Source organism: Aliivibrio sp. 1S128 (assembly GCF_001691065.1).
Lineage (GTDB): Bacteria > Pseudomonadota > Gammaproteobacteria > Enterobacterales > Vibrionaceae > Aliivibrio.
Window position 1 is genome coordinate 25,627 of the sequence record NZ_MAJV01000036.1, and the last position, 25,800, is coordinate 51,426.

General features: G+C 38.2%; 19 protein-coding genes and 1 pseudogene. 12 read left to right on the plus strand and 8 right to left on the minus strand.

The annotated features are described in order from the left end of the window. Positions 1-30: 30 nt before the first annotated feature. Together A6E03_RS06805 and A6E03_RS06810 are read right to left on the minus strand one after the other, a co-directional pair. Entirely contained in the window at positions 31-582 is a 552-nt protein-coding gene (locus A6E03_RS06805) for a type II secretion system protein (protein WP_065600485.1), read from the minus strand. 229 nt (positions 583-811) lie between these two features. Continuing rightward, complete coding sequence (locus tag A6E03_RS06810) at positions 812-1,918, minus strand: M20/M25/M40 family metallo-hydrolase (RefSeq protein WP_065600486.1); 1,107 nt, start codon at positions 1,916-1,918, stop codon at positions 812-814. A gap of 227 nt (positions 1,919-2,145) precedes the next feature. Here A6E03_RS06810 and msrB point away from each other — a divergent pair, with 227 nt between their 5' ends. Next, positions 2,146-3,282 carry a peptide-methionine (R)-S-oxide reductase MsrB gene (gene msrB, locus A6E03_RS06815; protein ID WP_065600487.1) on the plus strand — a complete coding sequence of 379 codons (1,137 nt, stop codon included), beginning with the start codon at positions 2,146-2,148 and terminating at the stop codon, positions 3,280-3,282. 555 nt (positions 3,283-3,837) lie between these two features. Here msrB and A6E03_RS06825 read toward each other — a convergent pair. Together A6E03_RS06825 and A6E03_RS06830 are read right to left on the minus strand one after the other, a co-directional pair. Beyond that, positions 3,838-6,942 carry an efflux RND transporter permease subunit gene (locus A6E03_RS06825; protein ID WP_065600488.1) on the minus strand — a complete coding sequence of 1,035 codons (3,105 nt, stop codon included), beginning with the start codon at positions 6,940-6,942 and terminating at the stop codon, positions 3,838-3,840. 13 nt (positions 6,943-6,955) lie between these two features. Next, on the minus strand, positions 6,956-8,116 hold the full coding sequence (locus tag A6E03_RS06830) for an efflux RND transporter periplasmic adaptor subunit (RefSeq protein ID WP_065592295.1): 1,161 nt from the start codon (positions 8,114-8,116) through the stop codon (positions 6,956-6,958). 366 nt (positions 8,117-8,482) lie between these two features. Here A6E03_RS06830 and A6E03_RS06835 point away from each other — a divergent pair, with 366 nt between their 5' ends. From A6E03_RS06835 to A6E03_RS06855, 5 genes are all read left to right on the plus strand, one after another. Beyond that, complete coding sequence (locus A6E03_RS06835; RefSeq protein WP_065592296.1) at positions 8,483-9,355, plus strand: patatin family protein; 873 nt, start codon at positions 8,483-8,485, stop codon at positions 9,353-9,355. A gap of 58 nt (positions 9,356-9,413) precedes the next feature. Beyond that, positions 9,414-10,865: a catalase gene (locus A6E03_RS06840; RefSeq protein ID WP_065592297.1), complete on the plus strand. Its 1,452-nt coding sequence runs from the start codon at positions 9,414-9,416 to the stop codon at positions 10,863-10,865. A gap of 261 nt (positions 10,866-11,126) precedes the next feature. Next, positions 11,127-12,107, plus strand: a complete 981-nt coding sequence (locus A6E03_RS06845) for a rhodanese-related sulfurtransferase (protein WP_065592298.1) — start codon at positions 11,127-11,129, stop codon at positions 12,105-12,107. Between the two features lie 235 nt (positions 12,108-12,342). Continuing rightward, complete coding sequence (locus A6E03_RS06850) at positions 12,343-13,530, plus strand: lytic polysaccharide monooxygenase (protein ID WP_065592299.1); 1,188 nt, start codon at positions 12,343-12,345, stop codon at positions 13,528-13,530. Between the two features lie 264 nt (positions 13,531-13,794). Continuing rightward, on the plus strand, positions 13,795-15,396 hold the full coding sequence (locus A6E03_RS06855; RefSeq protein WP_083190314.1) for an ABC-F family ATPase: 1,602 nt from the start codon (positions 13,795-13,797) through the stop codon (positions 15,394-15,396). A 158-nt stretch (positions 15,397-15,554) separates the two neighbouring features. Here A6E03_RS06855 and A6E03_RS06860 read toward each other — a convergent pair whose 3' ends face one another. After that, positions 15,555-16,658: a DNA alkylation repair protein gene (locus A6E03_RS06860; protein WP_065600489.1), complete on the minus strand. Its 1,104-nt coding sequence runs from the start codon at positions 16,656-16,658 to the stop codon at positions 15,555-15,557. 79 nt (positions 16,659-16,737) lie between these two features. Between A6E03_RS06860 and A6E03_RS06865 the strand changes: the two genes are divergently transcribed. Then, positions 16,738-17,397: a PolC-type DNA polymerase III gene (locus A6E03_RS06865; protein ID WP_065592302.1), complete on the plus strand. Its 660-nt coding sequence runs from the start codon at positions 16,738-16,740 to the stop codon at positions 17,395-17,397. A gap of 56 nt (positions 17,398-17,453) precedes the next feature. Here the strand turns inward: A6E03_RS06865 and A6E03_RS06870 are convergent, their stop codons facing one another. Beyond that, on the minus strand, positions 17,454-17,666 hold the full coding sequence (locus A6E03_RS06870) for a TIGR02450 family Trp-rich protein (protein ID WP_065592303.1): 213 nt from the start codon (positions 17,664-17,666) through the stop codon (positions 17,454-17,456). 169 nt (positions 17,667-17,835) lie between these two features. On the opposite strand from A6E03_RS06870, the gene A6E03_RS06875 reads away from it, so the two are divergent. Next, a complete protein-coding gene (locus A6E03_RS06875; protein WP_065592304.1) occupies positions 17,836-18,426 on the plus strand; it encodes a TetR/AcrR family transcriptional regulator in 591 nt (196 codons plus the stop codon). Positions 18,427-18,536: 110 nt separating this feature from the next. Here the strand turns inward: A6E03_RS06875 and A6E03_RS06880 are convergent, their stop codons facing one another. Beyond that, positions 18,537-19,085 carry a carboxymuconolactone decarboxylase family protein gene (locus A6E03_RS06880; protein ID WP_065592305.1) on the minus strand — a complete coding sequence of 183 codons (549 nt, stop codon included), beginning with the start codon at positions 19,083-19,085 and terminating at the stop codon, positions 18,537-18,539. A 652-nt stretch (positions 19,086-19,737) separates the two neighbouring features. Between A6E03_RS06880 and rsgA the strand changes: the two genes are divergently transcribed. The 4 genes and pseudogenes from rsgA to A6E03_RS06895 all read left to right on the plus strand — a co-directional run bounded on the left by rsgA (position 19,738) and on the right by A6E03_RS06895 (position 22,036). Beyond that, on the plus strand, positions 19,738-20,799 hold the full coding sequence (gene rsgA, locus A6E03_RS06885; RefSeq protein ID WP_065592306.1) for a ribosome small subunit-dependent GTPase A: 1,062 nt from the start codon (positions 19,738-19,740) through the stop codon (positions 20,797-20,799). A 188-nt stretch (positions 20,800-20,987) separates the two neighbouring features. Then, positions 20,988-21,100: pseudogene (locus A6E03_RS20430) on the plus strand (redox-sensitive transcriptional activator SoxR); the annotation flags it as partial. A 37-nt stretch (positions 21,101-21,137) separates the two neighbouring features. Further along, the gene (locus tag A6E03_RS06890; protein WP_065592442.1) at positions 21,138-21,662 is read left to right on the plus strand and encodes a phosphoribosyltransferase; all 525 of its coding nucleotides are present in this window, start codon (positions 21,138-21,140) and stop codon (positions 21,660-21,662) included. A 122-nt stretch (positions 21,663-21,784) separates the two neighbouring features. After that, positions 21,785-22,036, plus strand: coding sequence for a hypothetical protein (locus tag A6E03_RS06895; protein ID WP_065592307.1), 252 nt, complete (start codon positions 21,785-21,787; stop codon positions 22,034-22,036). Positions 22,037-22,895: 859 nt separating this feature from the next. Here A6E03_RS06895 and A6E03_RS06905 read toward each other — a convergent pair. Next, positions 22,896-25,733, minus strand: coding sequence for a M66 family metalloprotease (locus tag A6E03_RS06905; RefSeq protein ID WP_065600491.1), 2,838 nt, complete (start codon positions 25,731-25,733; stop codon positions 22,896-22,898). Positions 25,734-25,800 lie beyond the last annotated feature (67 nt).

Genomic DNA, 25,800 nt, shown 5'->3' on the forward strand with positions numbered 1-25,800 from the left:
GAGAAGAATAAATGAAATAGGGCAATGGCACTAACAGCCATCGGTTATTGAGCCTGAATAAACAGAATTAGTGGAAGCATTATTAATGTAAAAGCTATAGCAACCATCGGTTTCTAATAAGTAACCTTTTGGCCAAATATAGGCAACTCTATTTTCGCCAACAAAGCTCCCCGTTAAATCATAACCGGGAACGGGCACATAATTTGATTTTCCAGGATACATATTGCCTAAAATACAAAATTCAGGTTCTGCACAAGGCACTGTTTTCCAAAGTCTTGTCCAAGAGGTTGGGACTTCAATATCTAAAAGGGCACGCAATGTCCCCGCACTTGCTGTTGGTTGTCTTGCGGTTAATTGAATCGTGTTACCTAAGTAATCAATACTTGAATCAGCATTGTCTATTTGAATTCGAGCGTTTGCTAAATCTAGCCCTGTTTTGATAGCACCTCCAACACCTTGTATGAGTGATTGGCTAGCATCGCTTTTATAATTGATTAATTTAGGTAATGCAATAACAGCAATAATCGCCAAAATCACGAGGGTGGTGATTAATTCTAGTAATGTAAATCCTTTATTTTTCAAATGTCATTCCTTAACATTCATTGATGAGAGATGTTTCACTCATTAAATCAATATAGGATGTTAGAGGCCATTTGTTAATACCTTCGTCATGATTATTTTTTATTTGTGAAACCAGCTTGTTGTTTCAACAAATTATGATCGGAAAATAAAATCACCAGCATCATTTATAAAAAAGAGCCACCCGAATGAAGGTGGCTCTTTTGTTTACTTTAAATTACAGCGAAAAATATTAACGAGTTAAATATGCCGTTAAGAAACGAGTAATATCAACCATATCAGAGACTTTAATAAACTCTTCTGTAGTGTGTACTTTAGACATACCCGTAGAAAGGTTTACGGTTGTTAAGCCTTTTTCATTAAATACGTTTGCATCAGAGCCACCACCAGTAGATTTAGTGAATGGACTAATGTTAATGCTCTCAAATGATTCTTTAATGCTAGCAACGTGTGCATTATCGTCTGAAATTTTGTAAGCGTTATAAGCACGCGTTGAGATAATCTCGATTTGAGCGCCGTGTTTATCTGCTGCTGCTTTGAACGTTGATTCCATGTGTTCAACTTGTTTTGCCAGCTTCACATCATCCAGAGAGCGCGCTTCACCTTCAATGTACAGTTCTGGCATAACGATGTTTGTCGCTTGACCACCACGAACCACACCAATGTTGGCTGTTGTTTCTTCGTCAATACGTGCAAGTGTCATGTTCATGATTGCATCAGCGGCAACCGTTAGGGCATTAATGCCTTCTTCTGGCGCTAAACCTGCGTGTGCTGGACGGCCTGTGATGGTTACTTTAAGGTTTTGCTGACCAGGAGCAGAAGTAATAATAGTGCCAATAGGGCCGCCTGAATCTAGCACAATCGCGTGGTTAGATTGAATGTAGCTCATATCGTAGTTTTTAGAGCCGTGTAAGCCGCCTTCTTCATAGACAGTAAACGCTAACTCAATCGTTTTGTGTGCGTGGTTATTTTCTTTAATAACACGTACCGCTTCCATTACCGCAGAGATACCTGATTTATCATCACCGCCAAGTACAGTGTTGCCTTTAGAGCGGATCACGCCATCTTCAATGATAGGTTCAATACCATTACCTGGAGTTACCGTGTCCATGTGAGAGCTAAATACAATGCTGCCCTCTAACTCGCCTTCCAATCTTGCGTAAATATTAAAGCCGTTTGATACGTCCTCTGGCACAGGTAATTTAGTAACGGTAAAGCCCAGTTCACCTAGTTGTTCTGCAAGAGCTTCTGCAATCGCTTTTTCATTTTTTGATTCACTATCGATTTGAACAATATCTAGAAAGTGATTAATTAAACGCTCTTGATTCACTTGAGTCATGATTTATCTTCTATATTGAAAGGGAACAGAAAACCACTCTAACCAAAGAAATTGCTTAGAAAGATGCACTGAATCAATAAATCGTCCGACAGCACTATCATATTTATGAGCTATATCTTAATAACGAAAAGCAATAACAAAGAATTAATGTTTAATAACAAATTGCAACTTTTTCGAAGCACATCACTCTGATAACTATATTAATAAGAAACCATAAAGAGGTTGATATGAGATCCCGATTAAAAATTACAACAGTTGCTCTACTGTTTGCTTCATTTTTTGCTGCTATGACGAGTTTTTTTTCAACGGCTGAGGATATGCCCACACCAATAAAAGGTAACTATGAAGTCGCCACTCTTGCTGGGGGGTGTTTCTGGTGTACTGAATCTGATTTGGAAAAATTAGATGGGGTGGTGGATGTGGTTTCAGGTTATGCCGGAGGAAAGCTTGAAAACCCAACTTACAAACAAGTGTCATCAGGAAAGTCAGGTCACATTGAAGTGATTCAAGTGACGTTCGATCCAAAGATCGTTAGTTATGAGCAAGTGCTTGATCAGCTGTTTAGACATATGGACCCAACGGATAACAAAGGCTCATTTGTTGATAGAGGTCCACAGTATCGTCCAGCTATCTTTTTCCATGATGAAGATCAGCAAGTGATCGCTCAAGAGTTCATGAATGCGATTGATGCAGCAAAGGTGTTTCCAAAGCCATTAGCGACAGAACTTATTCCATTTACTAAATTTTGGGTCGCTGAAGACTATCACCAAGATTATTACAAGCGTAACCCTGTGCGTTATAAATATTACCGCCACGGTTCAGGACGCGATAAATACCTAGACTTAGTATTTGGTGAAGACAGGGAAGACAATCCCAAAACATTACGTAAGTACATTGATGAGCAAAAAATGGCTCAAAACGTTAAGTCGTATGCCAAACCATCAGAGTCAGAAATTAAGAAGATGCTGACGGATAAACAATATTACGTAACGCAAAAAGAAGGGACAGAACGTCCATTCGATAATGCGTATTGGGATAATAAAGCTGAAGGTATTTATGTGGATATCGTGAGTGGTGAGCCGTTGTTTTCATCAACCGATAAATACAAATCTGGTACAGGTTGGCCAAGTTTTACTAAACCAATCAATAAAGCGTACATAACCGAAGAAGACGATTTTGCATTATTCAGTAAACGCACCGAGATCCGCAGTAAATTTGCTGACTCTCACCTAGGACATGTTTTTAGTGATGGCCCTAAACCTACAGGGTTACGTTACTGCATGAACTCAGCCGCAATGCGTTTTGTTGCTAAAGCGGATTTAGAGAAAGAAGGCTATGGAGAGTATTTGTATCTGTTTAATTAAATAGTTTTTAGCTGTATTTAAATTTCTTTATATAAAAAGGGGTTATAAATTTTTATTTGTAGCCCTTTTATAGTTAATACTTAAATATAAGTGCCTTTTTTACTCAAGGAGTTAGTTTATTACCATGAATAAGTTCTTTATCTAAAGAAGATAAAGATGCATATCAATATTTATTTTTCAGTATGTTACAGAGACTAAGCCTGGCGTTTCAGTTATGCTAACCAATGCGTGTGAGATACTTTATATGGAAAATATTCTTCTAGAAGAAAAGGATGTTAATTATAATCAATGCTTACTTGATAACCTTCAAAGCTCTAAAAATAAAATAGCATCATTGAAAGTTAAACAGGCATGTGATCAGAAATACCGTAGTTTTTTTAATTAATAGATTGGTTCTATTGATGCTGAAAAATATTTTTTTGAATTAAGTATGTAGTTAAGGAGTTAATCATATCTAGCATTTTAATAAATTATTCAGTGATTATCCTTCTTTAAAAAGCGCCATGAGCATAATGTCCATGGCGCTTTTTTATCGGTAGTTATTAACAGTTATGATTAATTTTTAAATTTCAACATCATTTTTTGTATACCAACAAAGAATAAAGGAACAAAGAATATAACTAGTAGAGTCGCTGATATCATTCCGCCCATTACCGATGTACCGATCGCATGTTGTGCATTAGAGCCTGCTCCGGAACTGATAACTAGTGGAAGAACCCCTAAAATAAAGGCTAGTGAGGTCATTAATATAGGACGAAATCTCATCTTACAGGCTTCAATTGCTGCTTCAGTCAGTCCCATGCCTTTTTCATATAACTCTTTAGCAAACTCAATAATTAAAATGGCGTTTTTAGCTGAGAGGCCGATGGTTGTTAACAATCCAACTTGGAAGTAAACGTCATTTTCTAAGCCTCTAAAATACGTTGCAGCTAATGCACCAAGTACACCTAATGGCACTACGAGCATAACAGCAATAGGAACAGTCCAGCTTTCATACAGAGCGGCTAAACATAAGAACACCATTAATAATGATAGGGCATATAAAAAAGGTGCTTGATTACCTGCTTCTAATTCTTGATAAGACATTCCAGTCCAGCTTATACCTATCCCATCAGGTAATTGTGCTTGTATGCTTTCAATGGCTTGCATTGCATCACCAGTACTGTATCCAGATGCTGCCTCACCAATAATTTCAATGGCTGAATTACCGTTATACCTTACCAGTTGAGGTGAACCTTTTCCCCAATGTGATTGAGTAAATGTATTCAATGGCACCATTTTTCCTTGGTCATTTCTAACAAACCAAGCGTTGATGTCTTCTGGTGTCATTCGGTATTCGGCATCAGATTGAATATAAACTTTCTTTGAGCGGCCTCTATCAATAAAGTCATTTACATACGCAGAACCCCAAGCAATCGATAATGTGCTATTTACATCTTGGATATTCACCCCAAGGGCTTTTGCTTTTTCATAATCAATATCAAGGTAGAATTGGGCATTATCTTCCAATCCATTGGTACGTACTTTTTGTAGTATTGGATTTTTATTGGCAAGTTCAAGTAACTGATCTCGTGCTTCTACTAATTTATCATGTCCAAGACTGGCGTTATCCTCAAGGTAAAAATCAAAACCCGTTGCTTGTCCTAATTCCCTAATCGCTGGTGGATTTACCGCAAAAATAGATGCTCCTTTGTAGTTTTGAAATTTTTTCATGACCCTTTGAATGATAGAATTAACATCCTGCCCCTCTTCAGTTCTTTCTGACCAATCTTTTAGGCCGATAAAACTCATACCTGCATTTTGCCCTGTCCCAGCTTGGTTAAAACCTGCAGTGTTAAATACTGCTCTTACTGTGTCTTTTTCTTCTTCTTGGAAGTAAGTGTTAATGTCTTCCATTACTTTTTTGGTTTGAGCGACCGTAGAACCATTCGGCAACTGCGTCATTATCATGAAGTTACCTTGGTCTTCATCTGGTAAAAATGAACTCGGTAAGATTTGATATAGTCCTGCGGTCCCTGCCAATAATGTAGCATAGAGCAAAATTAAACGAGCAGGGCGGTTTAATACGCTAATAACCGATTGTTGATAACGGTTAGAGCACGCATCGAAAAGTCGATTAAATCCTGAGAAAAATACATTTGGTTCTTTTTTAGTTTTTGGCTTTAATAGCGTAGCACACAGTACTGGCGTTAAAATTAAGGCAACCATTACCGATAGTACCATCGCAGATACAATCGTAAGTGAAAATTGGCGGTAGATGGCTCCTGTAGAGCCAGACATAAATGCCATTGGAATAAATACAACCGCCAATACCATGGTAATACCAATCAACGCGCCCGTAATTTGTCCCATGGATTTTTCGGTAGCTTCAAGAGCTGAAATCCCTTCTTCATGCATAATACGTTCAACGTTTTCTACAACAACAATAGCATCATCTACTAATAGGCCAATCGCAAGTACTAAACCAAACATGGTTAAGGTATTGATGGAAAAGCCCATCATGGCGACAACCCCAAAAGTACCCAATAAAACGACAGGAACAGCAATGGTTGGAATGAGTGTAGCTCTAACGTTTTGTAGAAATAACAGCATGACAAAGAAGACAAGTACAATCGCTTCAAATAAGGTTTGAACTACTTGTTCAATAGAGAGCTTAATGAATGGGTTAGTGTCCATCGCTTTATCTATAACAAGTCCGGTAGGAAAACTTTTCGATAGTTCAGCTAATTTGGCATCAATCGCTTCTTGTGTTTCTAATGAGTTAGAACCTGATGCGAGAGTGATCCCCATCCCTGAGGTTTCTTGACCATTGTAAGCGGGTATAACGCTGAGGTCTTCGCTGGCTAATTCAACTCGAGCAACATTATTTAAACGAACTTGAGACCCATCTTCATTCACTTTTAAGAGAATATTTTGAAACTCGTCAACTGTTGAGAGTAGGGTCTGAGCTGTAATTGTCGCATTGATTAATTGCTCTTTTGTCGAAGGAGTTCCGCCTAGTTGTCCGACTGTAACTTGAGAGTTTTGGTTTTCTACCGCGCTGTAAATATCAGAAGGGGTTAAATTATAGCTGTTGAGTTTTGCTGGGTCTAGCCAGATACGCATGGCGTAAGATGAACCAAATACATGCACATCACCCACGCCATTAATTCGGCTTATTGGGTCCTTTATGTAGGAATTTACATAATCTTGTATATCAGGACCACTCATGCTCCCATCTGGAGAGTAAATCGTGATCATTGACATAAAACCAGAACTGCTTTTACGTACAGATATCCCTTCACTTTGTACGGAGGCAGGTAAACCGCTAGTGGCTTGCTGTAAATTATTCTGAACTTGAACTTGAGCAATATCGGGGTCAGTATCAGAGCTGAAGGTTAATGTAATAGTTGCACTACCAGAAGAATCACTGATGGATGACATATACAATAAATTATCTAACCCTGTCATACTTTGTTCGATAATTTGAGTGACACTGTCTTCAACTGTTTTTGCTGATGCACCTTGGTAGGTAGCACTGATTTGAATTGCGGGTGGTGCAATGGTTGGATATTGGGCGATAGGCAACGCTTTGATGGATAACACACCGAGCAACATGGTTACGATAGCAAGTACCCAAGCAAAAATAGGCCTTTTTAAGAAGAATGTAGACATGATAATTCCTTAATCAAGGTTATTCAGAGGCAACAGATTGATTATCTGATGAGCTATCAACAGGAGGTGTGGCATTATCGATAACAATAGGGGCACCTTCTTTAATTTTTTGTAAATTATTGATAATAACGTGTTCACCTTCCTTGAGGCCATCAAGTACAATCCAATTATTTTCCATCTCATTACCTAATGAAATAGCTCTTTTTTCTACAATATTTTTATCATTTGCAATATAAACAAACGGTTCTCCGGTTTGACTGCGAATAACGATTGATTGTGGAATCATAATGTAATCTTTTTCTGACGGGCTATAGATGGTTGCTCGAACAAAAATACCCGGTAGAAGTTCATTATTTGGGTTAGAAACAATTGCTCTCAATGTCATGCTACCTGTTGATTCATCAACCAAAATATCAGATGCTTCTAAATACCCTTGAATAGGGTAGTCAGTTCCATCTTCCATTTTTATATCAACTGGAATTTTTCTTTCTTGTTCGTGATCTTTATTTCTTGGGAATTCTCGTTTGAGCTTTAATAAGGAAAGGGAAGATTGACTTATATCAACATAAACGTTATTAATTTGCTGAATAGTGGTTAAGTAGCTACTTTGCTCTGCTGTTACTAATGCGCCTTCTGATACTTGTGATATACCAATTCGACCAGAAATAGGAGCGGTAATTTGTGTGTATGAGAGTAGAATATTAGAATAGTCAAGAGCCGCTTGGGACACTGCAACTTCAGCAGTTGCTTGCTCATAAGCCGCTTGTGCATCATCGAAATCTTGCTGGCTGCTTAATTTCTTTTTCGCTAATTCAGCAATTCGATTTAGAGTTTTCTTGGCTACATTTTGATCGGCTAATGTTCTATTAAGTGTTGCTTTTGCACTGTTGACATTCGCTTGATAGGTTGCAGGTTCTATTTGATAAAGAACATCTCCCTGTTTCACCTCTTTGCCTTCTTTGAATAATCGTTCTGTAATAATGCCTGATACTTGAGGTCTAACTTCCGCTTCTTTGATTGCTGATATTCGGCCTGGTAACTCACTGGATAGACGAGCACTTTTATATTGAAGAGTCAGTGTATCAACGTGGAGAGGCGGGATTTTCTGCTGTTGGGGAGAGTTGTCCTTACAACCTGAAATAATAAATAAACTGACAGTAAGTAGTAAGATTTTATACATAAGAATGTACTCAAATAAAATAGTTCTGAAAAGTATAGTAGATACTTTGATATTTTATGTAAGTGAAGGTAAAACTATGTAAATATAAATCATATTAACTTGTTGTTATTTAATATTTTTATGTTGTATTTTTAATTATTCATGATTGTGATTAATATGTTTGAATTGAAAACTTCGCCATACCCTTTTTTATTCTTTCAACATCTTGTTTATATTAATAGGAAGAATAACAATAACTAGGCTTCATGACTTACTTCTAATTTTTGATAGGTTTTATAAATCACAGCTATAAGTACAAGCGATTATCTCTTATTCTCTAAAGTGTTTATTCTATCCCCACAGTATTTTAGGGGTTAAAGAGAGAGTATGGTGAAGAGTGCATTAGTCGTAGAAGGTGGAGCAATGCGTGGCATTTTTGCTAGCGGTGTTTTGGACACTTTTATGAAGACAGAATTTATGCCTTATGATTTTGCCATTGGAGTCTCTGCCGGAGCATCGAATCTAATAGGGTATCTTTCTTATGCTCCTCAACGTAGCTTTGATGTCATTACGAAACTTGCAACCCACAAACGCTTTTTTAATCCAGCACGATTTGCTCGCGGTGGTGATCTTGTTGATGTTAAATGGTTAATTGAGGAGTCGAACAGAAGACATCCATTAGATTCTGAACGTTTATTTTCTTCTATTCCTATGTATGCGGCAGTAACTAATATTGATAGTGGTAACGCCGATTATTATCAAGTAAAAGAAAGTAATTTAAATAATGTTCTTGAAGCAACAACCGCTTTACCTATCGCTTATAAATCAACACCTTGCTTTTCTGGTGGTTGCTATACCGATGGTGGAGTAGCCGATTCTATTCCAGTAAAAGAGGCTTATCGTCGAGGTGCGAGAGATATTACGGTGATCTTATCTCACCCTTTAAGTTATGAGATGAAACCTGCACGTTCACCTTGGCTAATGACCAAGTTATTAGCTCGATACCCTCAAATAGCACAAGCAATGTTAGTGAGAGCCGAAAATTATAATCAATCACTGGAATTTATTCGTAATCCTCCTGAAGGAACGACAATTCGAGTGATCGCTCCACCTGAAGATTTTGCCGTTAAGCGTCTTTCTATGAAATCTCCTACACTGATTGCAGGATATGAAATGGGTGTTTCTTCAGGGTTAAATCATTTATCAAGTCGTGACGGTACTTTCGGGTTAGATATTGAAAATTGTCATTTCTGTGTTTAATACGACTTTTAGAAAACCATTTTTCCGTGCACTTTATAATAATATTAAGGAATGAGTAATGAGTAAAAAATTAACGACAGCAGCAGGTTGCCCTGTTGCACATAACCAAAATGTTCAAACTGCGGGTAAACGTGGTCCTCAACTTCTGCAAGATGTTTGGTTTTTAGAAAAACTGGCGCATTTTGATCGTGAAGTTATCCCAGAGCGTCGTATGCACGCAAAAGGGTCTGGTGCTTACGGTACATTTACGGTAACTCATGACATTACTAAATATACAAAAGCAAAACTGTTTTCTGAAATTGGCAAACAAACAGACATGTTTGCACGTTTCACAACGGTTGCTGGTGAGCGTGGCGCAGCAGATGCAGAGCGTGATATCCGTGGTTTTGCGCTAAAATTCTATACAGAAGAAGGTAACTGGGATTTAGTGGGTAATAACACGCCTGTATTCTTCCTACGTGATCCTCTTAAATTCCCTGATTTAAACCACGCAGTTAAACGCGATCCTCGCACAAATATGCGAAGCGCGAAAAACAACTGGGATTTCTGGACATCATTACCAGAAGCACTTCACCAAGTAACTATCGTGATGAGTGATCGTGGTATTCCTGCGACTTACCGTCATATGCATGGTTTTGGTAGCCACACGTTTAGCTTTATCAACAGTGATAACGAGCGCTACTGGGTGAAATTCCACTTTGTATCTCAGCAAGGCATTAAAAACCTATCAGATGCTGAAGCGGGTGCAGTGATTGGTAATGATCGTGAAAGTCATCAACGTGATTTGCTAGAAAGCATTGATAACCAAGATTTCCCTAAATGGACATTGAAAGTTCAGATCATGCCAGAGGCAGAAGCGGCGACGGTTTCTTATAACCCATTCGATTTAACCAAAGTATGGCCACATAAAGATTACCCATTAATTGAAGTGGGTGAATTTGAGCTAAACCGTAACCCACAAAACTTCTTCGCAGAAGTAGAGCAATCGGCATTTAACCCTGCAAACGTGGTTCCTGGTATCAGCTTCTCTCCAGATAAAATGCTACAAGGTCGTTTATTTGCGTATGGTGATGCACAGCGTTACCGTTTAGGTGTAAACCACCAACACATTCCAGTGAACGCACCTCGTTGTCCTGTTCATAGTTACCACCGTGATGGCGCAATGCGTGTTGATGGTAACTTTGGTAGCACATTAGGTTATGAACCAAATAATGAAGGCCAATGGGCAGAGCAGCCAGATTTTTCTGAACCACCACTAAACTTAGATGGCGCAGCAGCACATTGGGATCACCGTGAAGATGAAGATTACTTCTCACAACCGGGCGATCTATTCCGTCTAATGACCGCTGAAAAACAAGACATCTTGTTTGATAACACAGCGCGTAACTTAAACGGTGTGCCAAAAGAAATCCAACTTCGCCACTTAAGACATTGTTATAAAGCCGACCCAGCGTATGGTGAAGGTATTGGTAAATTACTTGATATTGATGTGAGTGAATTTAACTCGTAATTTATCCTATTAAGTAACTATAAATCAAAGCGTTGAGTCTTATATTCAGCGCTTTTTTTATGTCTGTTTACATTGTAAATTTTAGCTATCTTGCTATTTGAAAGGTGGTTGTTTTATTAATTTGATTAGAAAAACCACAAAAACTGTCGGTATTTGTGTCGATAGACCTCCGTTATACTCCCCGCACTATTATAAGCCGCTAAGGCAAATACTCATTGCTCTGGACTTACGATCCAGCCTCGCAAAAAAGGAAAGTTATCCATGTCTCAATATATCGTTTGTGCGTTATACAAATTTGTTTCATTAGAAAATTACACCGACATTCGTCAACCATTAACTCAAGTATTAGAAGATAATAATATTCGCGGCACATTGCTGCTAGCAAGTGAAGGGATTAATGGCACGGTTGCTGGCTCTCGTGAAGCGATTAATACGCTACTCGCTTGGTTTAAAGAAGATCCTCGTTTAGCGGATGTGGTTTATAAAGAATCAATCAACGACGTTCAACCTTTCAATCGTACCAAAGTGAAATTGAAAAAAGAAATCGTCACCATGGGCGTAGAAGGTATTGATCCTCTTCATGTGGTGGGTACGTACGTTAAACCTGCTGATTGGAATGCCCTTATTTCTGATCCCGACGTGCTATTGGTTGATACTCGAAATGATTATGAAGTAGATATAGGCACATTCAAACATGCTGTTAACCCAAAGACAGAAACGTTCCGCGATTTTCCTCAATACGTTGCTGATAATTTAGATCCTGAAAAACATAAAAAAGTAGCGATGTTCTGTACTGGTGGTATTCGTTGTGAAAAATCGACAGCGTATATGAAAGAGCAAGGATTTGATGAGGTCTATCATCTTGAAGGCGGCATCTTAAAGTACCTTGAAGAAGTACCAGAAGAAAACAGCTTATGGGAAGGCGATTGTTATGTATTTGATGGCCGAGTTGCCGTTAATCACCAATTAGAGAAAAGCCATTACGATGTGTGTAATGCGTGCCGTTTGCCAATCACAGATGAAGACAAACAATCTGATGCGTTTGAAAAAGGCGTAAGTTGCCCTAAATGTATTGATCAACACAGTGATGAGCAAAAATCTCGTTTCCGTGAGCGTGAAAAACAAGTGCAATTGGCGGATGAAAGAGGCGAAACTCATGTTGGTGGTGACGCGGCAAAATTGATTGAGCAACGTAAACAAGAAAAGAAAGAGAAAAAACAGCAACAGAGATCGTCTAGGTAAAAATGTTAAGACGACTTTATAGTGGTTGTTGTTAGATAATGAGTTGAGTTGAGTCGAAAGAATATAATAGGCTTTCATTTGACTCATTATTAGATGGAAAGCAGATAACAAATGCGTCATTAAAGCTTTTCTTTATTTCCGTTTTAGTCGCTAATTTATCAATTCTTGCTAATTTTATAAACGAAAGCAGAGCACTCGTCGCTCTGCTTTTATTGTTTATAAACAAGGATGAAATATGACTAATAAAATAAAAATTAGCTCGCTTACCATTGCCTTTGTTGGCGCATTATCATCAATGGGAGCACAAGCACATGGCTGGGTTGAATTTCCAAGTGCAAGGCAGAATACGTGTTATCTTGATGGTGGTTTCTGGGATAACACAATTCCAAATAAGGCGTGTCAGGCCGCGTATGATGAGTCCGGTGCGTTTCCTTTTGTCCAACGTAATGAAGTCGCTGCCAATGTACCAAACTATAAAGACATGGCCCATGTTCAAGCCATTGTTCGTGACGGCAATTTATGTTCAGCAGGTGATAGCTCAAAATCCGGCTTAAATGTAGGTTCCTCCCATTGGCAAAAAACGGCGGTTACCTTAGATGAGAATAACCAGATTGAACTTATCTTTAATGCGACCGCACCGCACAACCCTTCTTACTGGCAATTCTACTTATCTAATACTAATTACGATCCGACCGCTCCATTAACGTGGGGTGATCTAGAGCTAATTGATACTGCGGGTAACGTCCCTGTAGGAGATGATAAAAAGTACCGTATTAACATTACCCTTCCAGCGGATAGATCCGATTCAGCGGTACTTTATACTCGTTGGCAGCGTGAAGATGCCGCAGGCGAAGGCTTTTATAACTGTAGTGATATTTCGTTTGATAATACTGGCACGATACCCCCAGGACCAACAGATCCAGTAGACCCACCAGTATCATATTCTGATTTAGGTTATTACATTAGCCAAGGCTTTGGCCCAGTAGAATCTGGTGATACGGTTCGCTTCAGAACATTTGATGCTACAGGTGCTGAAACCACCGATATAAGTTTAGCGATAACGGTAAATAATACCATTACATGGTCAGCTGAATTAGCGGGACAATTTAACCAGTTGAAAAATAAAGAATGGTTTATTGGTATTTGGCACCAAGAGATGAATCATTATATGTACGACGCCAATAATATTTACGCGAACCGAGTATTTGCGCCAAGTGCAGATCTTAGTTATCAACTTTCTTTAATTAAAGCCGATATCACACCACCGGTAGAGCCGCCAGTAGAACCAACAAATGCGTGGCAAGTAGATTCAACATATAACGCAGGAGATATCGTTATTCACCAAGGAGGAGCTTGGGTTGCTCAGTGGTGGACAAAAGGTGAAGAACCTGGAACTACAGGTGAATGGGGTGTGTGGCGATAATATTTTTTCAGATCCATTCTCGTTTACTGTCGGTTATAAATTTTAATTTTTAATCACATAAACGCTATTCGTACCTTTTTAAAGCTCTAGATTTTTCTAGGGCTTTTTTATTGAATATAAAAACACCGTATTTTCTCGACATTGTGATCAAGATCTCTGTATAATCCGCGGCTAGATTTTCTCATTTATCATACTTTCGTCCTTCATCTTGTGGCTTTCTATAGCTCAATCATGACTTGTCAGTAAACCCTAGGAATTATTTCGTTGATACAATCAAACAACATCACAATGCAATTTGGCGCAGAGCCTTTATTTGAAAACATTTCAGCAAAATTTGGCAACGGTAACCGTTATGGTTTGATCGGTGCGAACGGTTGCGGAAAATCAACGTTCATGAAGATTCTAAGTGGTGCATTGACTCCTAGTTCAGGCAACGTATCAATGACGCCGGGACAAAAATTAGGCGTGTTGAGCCAAGATCAGTTTGCGTTTGAAAAATACAGCGTAATTGATGTTGTGATCATGGGCGACAAGAAATTATGGGAAATAAAACAAGAGCGTGAACGCATCTATTCGCTACCAGAAATGAGTGAAGAAGATGGCATGAAAGTGGCTGAGCTTGAAAGTGAGTTTGCAGAAATGGACGGTTACAGCGCAGAAAGCCGTGCTGGTGACATTCTATTACAAGCCGGTATTGATGAAGAACTTCATTATGGCTTAATGCAACAAGTTGCTCCTGGTTGGAAACTGCGAGTGTTATTAGCACAAGCATTGTTCGCAAACCCAGATATCTTGCTACTTGATGAACCAACAAACAACTTGGACATTAATACGATTAACTGGCTAGCTGGTGAGCTTAATCAACGTAAATGTACAATGATCATCATCTCGCACGATAGACACTTCCTGAACTCTGTATGTACTCACATGGCAGACATTGATTATGGCGAGCTTCGTGTTTACCCTGGTAACTACGAATACTTCCTTGAAGCGTCTAGTTTGATCCGTGAGCAACTACTTTCTGGTAACGCGAAGAAAGCAGCAGAAATCAGTGAACTACAAGATTTCGTAAACCGTTTTGGTGCGAATGCATCTAAAGCGAAGCAAGCAAGTTCTCGTGCAAAGAAAATGGATAAAATCTCATTAGATGAAGTGAAATCATCAAGCCGCATGAGCCCATCAATTAACTTTGGTGAAGGTAAGAAATTACACCGTCAAGCACTTGAGTTGAAAGACTTGGGTCATGGATTTGAAGAAGAAGTATTGTTTGCTGGCGGTAACTTACTGCTTGAAGCGGGTACTCGTCTTGCAATCATTGGCGAAAATGGTGTTGGTAAAACAACGCTATTACGTTGTTTAGTTAATGATCTAGAACAAAACGAAGGTATTGTTAAATGGTCAGAAAACGCAACATTCGGTTACTGCCCACAAGACAGTACCGCTGATTTTGATAACGATTTAAGCATCTTTGATTGGATCTCGCAGTGGCGTACAGTTAAGCATGATGACTTGATGGTTCGTGGTATTTTGGGTCGTCTACTATTTACTGCAGATGATACAAACAAACAAGCAAGAAACTGTTCTGGTGGTGAGAAAAACCGTCTGTTATTTGGCAAGTTAATGATGCAAGACATCAACGTACTTGTTATGGACGAACCAACCAACCACATGGATATGGAAGCGATTGAAGCATTGAACGAAGCGTTAAAAGTGTACACTGGTACATTAATCTTCGTAAGCCATGACCGTGAGTTTGTTTCTTCTCTAGCGACTCAAATCATTGATGTTACAGATAAGAAATTAGTTAACTTCCAAGGTACTTACGATGAGTACCTAGATCATAAAAACAGAATGCATGTAGCTTAATTTTAATTAACGTTACTTAGCAAAAAAAACGCGAGACTGATGATATCAGCTCGCGTTTTTTTATTGCTTGATTAAATACTTCTACCAAACCCGAAATAGATAAAGGTATCGCTATCGCTGATATGAGTAAAATCACCGGTAATGGTTAATCGCCAGATTTATGCGGTTAATTCAAACTCTTTTTTATCCAATTCTCGCCCATTAAGAATGAGAGATAACTCGTGTATACCGACGTAAAACTTACGCGTGGTAATGAGTTTAAAGCTTTGCTTACGATCCACAGTGTATTTTTCTTTGGCTTCAATATCACGCTCGCTTATCTTAAAAACCTTACGTGCTAATGTGCCGTTGTTTTTTAGGTAATACAGGCCATATTCTAGACGCAGTTTTTTTCTTTTTTCGGTTGTGTTGTGAACCGTAAACGTGAACTCAAGGTTAGAGCCAATAGTGACTTTGGGTGTGGTAATGTCAAAATTAGATGTCTCAATGCCTTTACTTTCAAAACCGAACAATTCAAGCACCTCAGGATTGGCTTGTTTTAATAAAGTGCGGCAAGCATGCTTAATGAGTTTGTTGGTGTGTTCTGATTTATTAATGTGCGTTTTAGCAAATGAAATCACATAGTCAGGGTTGTCTTTAGCAATATCATTTAAGCTGTTAGCGACGCTACGTCTTACGGCCTCACAGCTGTCGTTGGTTAGTTCAAGAAGGATAGGTGTTAATGGACTAGGATCTTTCTTTAACTCACGTAATGCCATCCCCCAAGGTAATCGTGGTCTTGAACCTTCACTGGCTAAACGACGAACTCGGCGATGATCATGCGTTGCCCATAACATCATGTCATTAAGCATTTTCTGTTGATACTTAGCAATAAAAGGGCGAACGGCAAATTCACAAGTAACAAAAGGCGTTACGATAACAAAGGCCTTAATGGCATTGTCGTAATCTTCTAAGCCATAACGTTCAATGTACTCAGGTATAAATAAGTATTCTAAACTGTCGGGTTTTATCTCAAGGCTTTCAAAATAGGCGATAAGTTGAATGAGAATATCAGAAGCATGACTGAATTCTTTGGGCATAAATTGGTGTAGAACTTGAGTGGTGTGGCTTATGCGTTGTTTCATCTCAAAATCAAAGAACTCATCACAATAGATTTGAGTAATGAAGGCCTGTTTATCAAGCTCAGGAAGTACGTGTTTTAATGCGTTTGAGAGGAAATCATAGAAATCTTCAGAGAAAAGATCCTTAAATAGCGTGCTCATTAATTTTCCTTATATGAAAGTCATGTTCTTATCATTTTATATATAAACAGAAGAAGTGGTATTATTGCCGGCTAATTATATGACTTGGAAATATTTCGTGCCTTTACGCCTTGCCAAACCCCTTGCTGCTCTTGCTAATACCGTTGTTGTTCTCGATTTCGAAACCACTGGTTTATCCCCAAACCAAGGCGATCGTGCCATAGAAATTGGTGCGGTTAAGCTAGAAAATGGTGTTATTGTTGATCGCTTTCAAAAACTGATGAACCCTGGTTTTAGAGTTAGCTCGTTTATTGCTAATTACACAGGTATTACTAATGAAATGCTAGTGGACGCAGACGATTGTGGAACGGTAATGCATGAATTTGCAGATTTCATTCAAGGTTGCAATCTCGTTGCTCATAATGCTTCGTTTGATCAGCGTTTTTTGGATGCAGAGCTTGATGCAATTCAGCGAGATTATGATGGCACGTTCGCGTGTTCATTATTGGTATCAAGACGATTAACTCAAGATGCGCCATCGCATAAATTGGGCGAGTTAGTGGCGTATCATCAAATTGATAATGACGGTGTGTTTCACAGAGCATTAGCCGACGCAGAAGTGACCGCGTCATTATGGCAAGTTCTGCTCGATACCCTAAAAAGTGACTACGCGATTACCCGTCCTGATTTTTCATTAATGCAAAAAATAGCTAAGACTCCAAAAGGGTCAATCGATCAATTTCTTAAGAAACAGGGCTAGTTTTAACCGTCTTTTTTCTAACAAACGTTTATGTGTGATTTCAGCATAAGCGTTTTTTATTTCCAGCCAGAAAGCCAATCGTCTTGGTTTTTTAATTCTTGCCAATCCAATGCTTGTGTTCGTTTTGTCATGACGGCTTCTATTAAACAATGCGTCACTTCATTTTCTTCAAATTCAACCTCTGTAATTAAAAAGTGTTTCTCTTTTTTTATTGGATTTACGGCAGTCCATTTACTATTTAATAGTTTCTTAGGGTTGATTTGATTCATCATTATTCCTTAATTATTTTTTTAAGTCATTGTAATGTCGCTTATAAAGCATAGACCAAAGTAGGTTAGGTTGGTGGTCTAGATGCGTTGTTTTTAAGCAAACCCTGTATTTCATAATATAAGCTGATATAATTGAACAAGTGTTCAAGTTTTTTAAGAGTAATTTATTATGGCAAAAACAGCCAAATTTAACAGAGACGATGTGATTGAAAAAGCGACCAATCTTTATTGGGAAAAAGGTTTTCACGCCACATCCATGCGTAATCTTCAAGATGTAATTGATATGCGCCCTGGCAGTATTTATGCGACATTTGGTAGTAAAGAAGGTTTGTTTAAAGAAGTGCTACATAAGTACACGGAGATGGGTGTTGCTCAAATTGCCGAGTGTAGAGCCAATACTTCATCTCCTCTTAATGCTCTGAAAAACTTTATTACTTTGATTGTGCTTGAAAGCCAAACCTCTGCCCCAAGCGGTATGTGTATGTTGGCAAAAACGATTGCAGAATTAACTGAAGAAAACGCAGAATTGCTTACTGAAGCCAAGAAAATGCTCGTTATCATGGAAGGTCAATTTATGACCTTATTAGAAGAAGCACAGCAGCAAGGTGAGTTAAGTAAAGACAAAGATGTATCTCAATTGGCGCGTTTTGTTCAAGTACAAATTATGGGGTTAAGAGTCTATGCTTGTGCAAGTAATGGAGACGCACCTTTAGATCAAATGATTGATGATATGTTCATGACATTAAAAATCGGTGCGTAAGAATTAAAATAACCGAATGATAGATAATAAAAAGCCAATCCGATGAGATTGGCTTTTTAGTTTTCGTCGATGTTATAACCAGAAGAATTACGTTATGTTGCTGTTATAGATTATTTATCCCAAGCAAACTGTTTAAATGCGCTGTCTACTGGTGTGTGAGCAAGATGGTTGGTGTAATTACTCATTACTTTTTGAGCCATACCCAAAACAATTTCTAGCAGTTGTTGATGAGTAAATCCGGCATCGAAGAAAGTCTGTATTTCTGCTTGAGAAAGCTCCCCACGATTGCGAACCATTAATAATGTTGTTTCGTGCAACACTTGCAGTTTTTCTGTTGGCATAATTTCTCGGTTACGCAATGCTTCAGTGATTGTTGCATCGACTTTCATCATATGTGCAATCCCAGTATGAGCAGGAACGCAATAAGTACAATTGTGTTCTACGTTAATGGTTTGCCATACTACCGTTAGCTCTTCTGCATTGAATGATGATTCAGTAAACAATTTATGTAGCACTTGGTAGCCTTCAAGCAATCCGGGAGCTTCTGCCATTACAGCGTGAAGATTAGGAAGCATACCATTCGTTTTTAATGATTTTTCTAGAATTGGTTGGCTTTTAGTTGGCGCTGATTCAAGTGTATGAATAGTAAATGTAGTCATCATTTTTCCCTTAATAATTCATTGTTTTTTGGTTTAACGTTGTGTTGATGAAATTCACTATAATTAATTTTGAACGATTGTTCAATTATTATTTTGAGCGATCGTTCAAAATGGTTTGTTTTTTAGTGAAAATGAAATTTAGATGTTTGATTTCCATGATTAAATAAATTTAATTTTATGCTGAATGTTTAAATCATAAATGTTGTGAAAGAGTTACGCTTACTATTGGAAAGGATTTCTTTGCCCGCCGATCGTAAATTTTTTCTAAAAAAATCGTTAATGTATTTAAGTTTAATCAATTATTTTTATCGTAATAAGAAGACAAACTTGTTTTACATGAATAAAAGTGAGGCCTATTTTATATGCTTTAGTTTTCATAAATCGTTGGAGTCTTAATTACGACAGAGAGGAAACAAAATAATTGCTACCAAGATCTTAAAACGATAAAAAGAAGCACAAACTGGAAAAGTATTGTTGCTATTTACTCAATAGAAAGTGCTAGTATTCTCGCACTTTAGTTAGAAACTAAAATGCAATAAATTCAGTTATGTAAAGAGTGTTTACCATTGATGTGTAGTGGCACGTAAGTGACGTCATTGAATAATATGACCTCATCAATGGTAAACAATCTACCATATGTATGGAGCAACAAATGAGTGAGCAAATTCTCACACTATCACAATTAGGCTGGCGTCCTTATTTTCAACAACAACTGACTCTAGATGATTTAACCGAGTTTCAAACGGGTCGAATTATTGAACAACACCGAAGCAGTATCATTGTTTTGAGTGAGCAAGGTCAGGTGAGTTTATTACCACCATCAGGTGATGATCGTGTTTGTGTGGGTGATTGGGTATTGTTTGATGAAAATCTACGAATTCAACGTGTACTGGATAGACAATCTTTGTTTGATCGTAAAGCTCCAGGATCAAAAATCGCAACGCAATTGATTGCCGCGAATATTGATAATGTCATGATTGTCTGTTCATTAAATAACGATTTTAACCTAAGCCGTATTGAGCGTTATCTTGCTATCGCTAAAGAAGCAGAAGTTGAGCCAGTTATTGTGCTGACTAAAGCCGATTTATGTGCTGATGTTGATGACAAACAAGACCAAGTTCAAAAACTGAATCGTTTTATGAGTGTATACAGTGTAAATGCACTAGATGTGAATGATCTTGTTGCATTGCATAGTTACTGTAAGAATGGTCAAACATTGGCATTCTTAGGTTCATCTGGTGTGGGTAAATCAACGCTTGTGAATGGCTTACTTGGTTTTGAAGCACAGCAAACAGCCGACATCCGTGAAGATGACAGCAAAGGTCGACATACAACAACGCATCGCGCACTAAAATTGATGCCACAAGGTGGTCTATTAATGGACACTCCTGGAATGCGTGAGCTTCAATTAAGTGATTGCGAGCAAGGCGTAAATGCAACGTTCAGTGAAATTACTGATCTTGCAGAAAAATGCCGCTTTGGTGATTGTACTCATGTTGCTGAACCGGGTTGTGCAGTATTAAAAGCGGTGGAGTCAGGTGTTCTTGAAGAACGTCGTTTGGTGAGTTTCCAGAAATTAATGCGTGAACAAGCAATTAATGGTGCGAGTCTTGCTGAACAACGAGCAAAAGATAAAGCGTTTGGCAAAATGGTGCATGGCGCGATAGCTGATGCCCGTAGCCGTAAAAAAGGGTATGAGACAAGCGCTTATTAATACCTAAAATCAATTCAAATAAAAACCGCCAATATTCCATTGGCGGTTTTTTTGTGCGTGAAGTTTTTAAAATTGTCACTCATGCCTTGAGCGGTAATAGATATTGATAACAACGATAGATTATTTTTCAAATGGAATGTTGTCGCTTTTTTTAATCATTATTTATCACGAACAACTATGATCTCATTATCAAAGGTCGTCTAGGTTGTCGTTGTTTGAGTATGAAAAATGTCAGTTATTGAATCCAGATGACATCTTGCACAAAGAAGGCAGTGGTGCTCAGCGAATTTTACCTGAATAATAACAAAATAGATTTTAATGAAGTGGTTGTGAGTGATATGAATAATAAACACGTAGGCAAATTAGTATTAAGTACTGAGAAGATTAAAGCAGGCGTTGCTCTTGTCGCGGATAAATTAAATCAACAGTTTTCAGGTGAAGAGGTCGTCATTATTTCAATGGTTCCGGGTGGGATTCTTTTTACCGCGGATCTTGTTAGAGATCTGACGTTAGATATTAAAATGGATTATGTTTCATGTCCTCATACCCCTGGAGACAGCAATAACAACTCAAATATAGAGTATCACCAAAATATACCGGTTAAAGGTAAGCACGTTGTGCTTGTTGATGACGCGATTGAATCGGGTGGCACAATGAAGCGTGTTGCTAAATACATAGCAGAAGAGTTCGGGGTTAAATCTCTCTCAATTGCGACATTATTTGTGAAGCCGGGTCGGGTTGATATTCCATACCCTCAATATTTCGCTTACGAAATGGAAAACGATGACATGCTGATAGGTTATGGATTACCTTGGCAAGACAAACATCGTAACATTCCATTTGTGTCTAAATTAATAAGTTAATTAACGGTAGAATCTTTTTATTGTAGATAGATTCAAGTTCCAATTTTGGATGAATCTCGTTAAAGTATCGCCCATTGAAATGGCATAGTCCAAATTGTTTAATTCAGTAAGAGAATACAAGTATGACGCAAGAATTAGAGATGATCACTAACCTAGAAGATCTAGAAACGTTTATCGTAGCTGCTGAAAATGGGGGTTTTGGGTTAACGAATGTTGCTGGTATTGCAATGGCAACCAACAATAAAGACGGTCGTCGTTTTGTTGCGGTATTAGATGATAAGCACCAACTATTGTTGTCTCGTTGGGTAACAGAAGAAGTATTCCAAACAGGACAAGATTTAGTACGTAATGGTTCAAACCGTACTACGCACTAAATTGAGTGATTACAGTAAAGCCCTATACGAAGAGTGTAGGGCTTTTTTATCGTGTGGATAGCGTGTTTTATTTCCACTGAAGAGTATAACTATACATTGTGGGATAATTTTTATGCCTTTACTACTCTATTACGTGGTGACTACTGAGGTATCTATCTAGAAAATAAGGAGGTATAACAAATACTATAAGATAAAAAGATTGGTCTAAGAATGTAGATGCAATTTTATCCTCGTTGTTTACGTAAGCAAATAAAGCAAATATATTTAGCAGAACATAAAGCGCAACTAAAGCAGTTAAAACAATTAAGAGTAAACCAAGAAGGTCTCTTTGAAATACTTTTGATATCGTCATATTTATTCCCTCAAAAATGTAACGTCCATTTTTAATTTACGCCTAATCAACTGGTGTCTTTTTGAGCTATATCAATATTTGGTTTATAAATAAGAAATGAAAGAAGCATTTTAAATGGAAGGTTTTATATTGAAAAGTAAAATTTATTATAAAAATCAACGTTATTTATATTAACGCTTGTAACATTTAAATGTTATTTTTTGCCTGTTAATTTATTAAATGTTGAGAGTTTAAGCATAATAATCCAACGGATGTTATAAAAAATCTATTACTAATAATATAAGTTTTCTATGCTAATACCTTACCCATAATCATTTCCTATGGCATAGGTATAATGGCTAATAAACGGTAATACCGTAGTAGATTCATTGGATTATATAAAGATGAATGGTAATGATATTTAACACTGTTTATAAAAAAGGGTTAAGACTCTTTTAAAAAGAAATATCTTAACCCTGTTGGTATGCGTCTAATAAGAAGTGATAACTTACTTCTTTAGCGTATTAATTAATGATTGTGATCAGCATTATCACAGTTTTTAGGCTCATAGCGTTCAGCCAGAACTCTTGGCGTGTTATGTGTTGGAATTGATACTGCACGCATCGCTTCATTGCCCCCTTGTACTGTATATACAGGCTCAAGTTTTGGACTGCTAATCGCTATTGAATTCAGTACGTTGTTATCACAGATAACAGAGGCTGATACTGGATTTTCAGAACGTGCCACGTTTACATGGAACTTATTCATGTTATCCGCGTTACGACGGTTATTCTTCAGTGCAAACTTTTGAACATCGCCATTTTTCATGCTTACTTCTAACGCACATTCACTTACTGTTAAGCTTGCTGAATTGTCAGGGTAAACATAACCATAAGAACCATGCAGAGCAGGGAAGATATAGCTATCCAGCTTGTTTTTAGGATCGTAGTAACCCACTAATGTTGTTACAGGAACGCCAAATGAGGTTGGACGAATCACTTTGTTTTGTTCATATTCGCCATTTTGTACCCACGTTTGACCATCAGATACAAACAGTAAGCGGCTACCGTTGTAAACAAGGATTTCTTCGTCATTGATGGTTAAGATAGAGTTGTAACCTGCATCTGAATTAAAGGTAAATACTTTACCTTTGTTTATTGCTGACGCAGCAGGAACAGACATGTCTTGTGCCCAATGACCATTCCAAGTTGCAAGGTCTATTTTATCGAAATCCGTTAATAGTGTCGCGATATGGCTTGCATTAGCGTCCCATGGGTTGACTGATGTCGCTTCTAAATCATCGATTGAATGCGTGTACTCAACCATGCTCTCTGTTGCTTCATCCCACTTTTTAAAGCCCGTTGATGAGGTTTCATCAAATACAATTTTGCTTTCTAAATTTTGCTGAATAAAGTGCATTGAATACGGCGTATACAGCGTAAATCGTTGTGCCCCATACATTGCGCTACCGCCAGCCATTGAATCATAACCAAAGCTAAACATGCCGCTAAATGGTTCAACACATTGACCATCAAGACAGCTTTGAGCACCGTTGTTAGATGGTGAGAAGTTTGGAATAAACACATCGCGTGAAGAGTCCCAACCCCATGTCGAGTTACTCATGTTGGCAGGTTTATGGATAGACCCTTCAAACCCACCAGGGTAGTGGCCTAAACCGTAGTTATGCCCTACTTCATGGCTAAACTCATTACCAATAGAGCTATCAAGTGTCACCATACCAGCACCACCAGAACCGCCGTGAGTTTGTACGCCATTGTTGTAGTTACCACGGCTGTTATGAGCGGTTAATTGAGCGGCTACATAAGGGTTTTCACTTTCACCAACACCTACGCTTGAGTTAATACCGTAGTTGGCGTTGTTGATACCGATAGAGATTAACTCTTTACCAATACTTTGACGCATAGTGCCTGAATGCCAGCCACCCTTACTTGGGTCAAGATCAGTTAATAAAGTGCCATCTGGTAGCATTACTTCAGCAAAGTGCACTGGTTCATATTCACTCACCACCATTTTACTTACAGGGGCTGTTTCAAAGTATTCGCGCTGTGCTGCTTTGTCGGTTTGGAAGTGGAAAGCATCACGAGGCTCAACAAGCATGCCAACGTCAATGGTATGAAGCAGTAACTCAGTTGGAGCACCTACTTTAATTTGCGCTAATGTGCCTTTTTTACCTTGGTTTTCAAATGATAATTTCAGACCAGCATTAAGCCATTCTTTTGGTAGTTCAGCAGACCAAAAACCATCCGCATAACCGATCTTATTGAAAATTAAATCATCTTCTAGCACCCATGCACCATTAACGTTTTTAAACACAGTGGTTGTGCCGCTAACAATCGTTTTAGAGCGCTCTGGGTAGTAATTTACGTTTGAGTTGTAACCTGCACTTGAGGTAAATACGAATATTTTACCATCGAGTTCTGGATTATTTTGCTCAAGTACAATGTCTCGGATCCAATGACCGTTCCATGTGTTCAGTTTTACTACGTTGTGTTCAGCTAGCGCGGCAGAAATTGCTTGGCTTGATACTTCACGAACGTTGAATGCAGCAGCTTCATCGTAGCTAAAATCAATATTCGGATTAGTGATTTCAGGCATAGCCATCACATTTTGAGCCAACAAATCAGGACGTTTCATTTCTAACGTACCTAATATTTTACCATTACGATCCATTGCTGTTAGAGCAACTGATGCGTATGAAGCAAAGGTTTCTGTTGGTTTAAACATGACTTTTGTCGCACGTTGACCAACTAGGTGCATGCGTTTTTCTTGTTCAGTCGCTTTTGCTGAAATAATGTGGGCTTGAGCAAATAATACGCCACCAGAAAGATCGCCAACTAATGAATTGTCTAATTGATTAGTGTTGAAGAATATCGCTGGTTTTTCAATAACAGGAGTACACTCTGAGGTATCGATGTTGGTCGACATCGTGTTTTCCCAAATGTAATTGCCTTCGTTGTCTTTAGACCCTCTTGCTGCTGCATAAAGACCAAGTGTACATTTCTCAGCGATATCAAAGGTTTCAGGATAGATATCAAATCCACCGTCGTACCAATATTTTTCCCAGCTAGTTGGAAGAAAATCGAATACGGTTTCAAACTCTGAGTCGAAGTCCATCAGGCCAAACTTCACATTGCCATCAAAGTTAATTCTTAATTTTTTCCCTTTGTATTCAAGGTATTTTTGTTCACCTTCTTGCGTGATGTTTGCAGGATCACTAGCAAGTACCGCTAATTCAGCCATTTTATTTGTAATTTGAACATTAGCGTCATTGAGCGGATGGTTTGCTGCATAAACGTTAGTCGCTAATGTAGCGGCAATAAACATACCTAAGACTGTCTTTTTCATAGAACCTCAATTTTTATTATTATTTAAATAACTAACGCTTTTTAATTGCGCTGTATTATTCGTGAGG

What these genes read in the sequence shown, in the direction of transcription:
- rsgA (WP_065592306.1), top strand. Translation starts at nt 19,738, where the DNA reads ATGAGTGAGCAAATTCTCACACTATCACAATTAGGCTGGCGTCCTTAT.
- A6E03_RS06875 (WP_065592304.1), top strand. Translation starts at nt 17,836, where the DNA reads ATGGCAAAAACAGCCAAATTTAACAGAGACGATGTGATTGAAAAAGCG.
- A6E03_RS06810 (WP_065600486.1), bottom strand. Translation starts at nt 1,918, where the DNA reads ATGACTCAAGTGAATCAAGAGCGTTTAATTAATCACTTTCTAGATATT.
- A6E03_RS06870 (WP_065592303.1), bottom strand. Translation starts at nt 17,666, where the DNA reads ATGAATCAAATCAACCCTAAGAAACTATTAAATAGTAAATGGACTGCC.
- A6E03_RS06865 (WP_065592302.1), top strand. Translation starts at nt 16,738, where the DNA reads ATGACTTGGAAATATTTCGTGCCTTTACGCCTTGCCAAACCCCTTGCT.
- A6E03_RS06845 (WP_065592298.1), top strand. Translation starts at nt 11,127, where the DNA reads ATGTCTCAATATATCGTTTGTGCGTTATACAAATTTGTTTCATTAGAA.
- A6E03_RS06905 (WP_065600491.1), bottom strand. Translation starts at nt 25,733, where the DNA reads ATGAAAAAGACAGTCTTAGGTATGTTTATTGCCGCTACATTAGCGACT.
- A6E03_RS06840 (WP_065592297.1), top strand. Translation starts at nt 9,414, where the DNA reads ATGAGTAAAAAATTAACGACAGCAGCAGGTTGCCCTGTTGCACATAAC.
- A6E03_RS06835 (WP_065592296.1), top strand. Translation starts at nt 8,483, where the DNA reads ATGGTGAAGAGTGCATTAGTCGTAGAAGGTGGAGCAATGCGTGGCATT.
- A6E03_RS06880 (WP_065592305.1), bottom strand. Translation starts at nt 19,085, where the DNA reads ATGACTACATTTACTATTCATACACTTGAATCAGCGCCAACTAAAAGC.
- A6E03_RS06850 (WP_065592299.1), top strand. Translation starts at nt 12,343, where the DNA reads ATGACTAATAAAATAAAAATTAGCTCGCTTACCATTGCCTTTGTTGGC.
- A6E03_RS06830 (WP_065592295.1), bottom strand. Translation starts at nt 8,116, where the DNA reads ATGTATAAAATCTTACTACTTACTGTCAGTTTATTTATTATTTCAGGT.
- A6E03_RS06890 (WP_065592442.1), top strand. Translation starts at nt 21,138, where the DNA reads ATGAATAATAAACACGTAGGCAAATTAGTATTAAGTACTGAGAAGATT.
- msrB (WP_065600487.1), top strand. Translation starts at nt 2,146, where the DNA reads ATGAGATCCCGATTAAAAATTACAACAGTTGCTCTACTGTTTGCTTCA.
- A6E03_RS06860 (WP_065600489.1), bottom strand. Translation starts at nt 16,658, where the DNA reads ATGAGCACGCTATTTAAGGATCTTTTCTCTGAAGATTTCTATGATTTC.
- A6E03_RS06895 (WP_065592307.1), top strand. Translation starts at nt 21,785, where the DNA reads ATGACGCAAGAATTAGAGATGATCACTAACCTAGAAGATCTAGAAACG.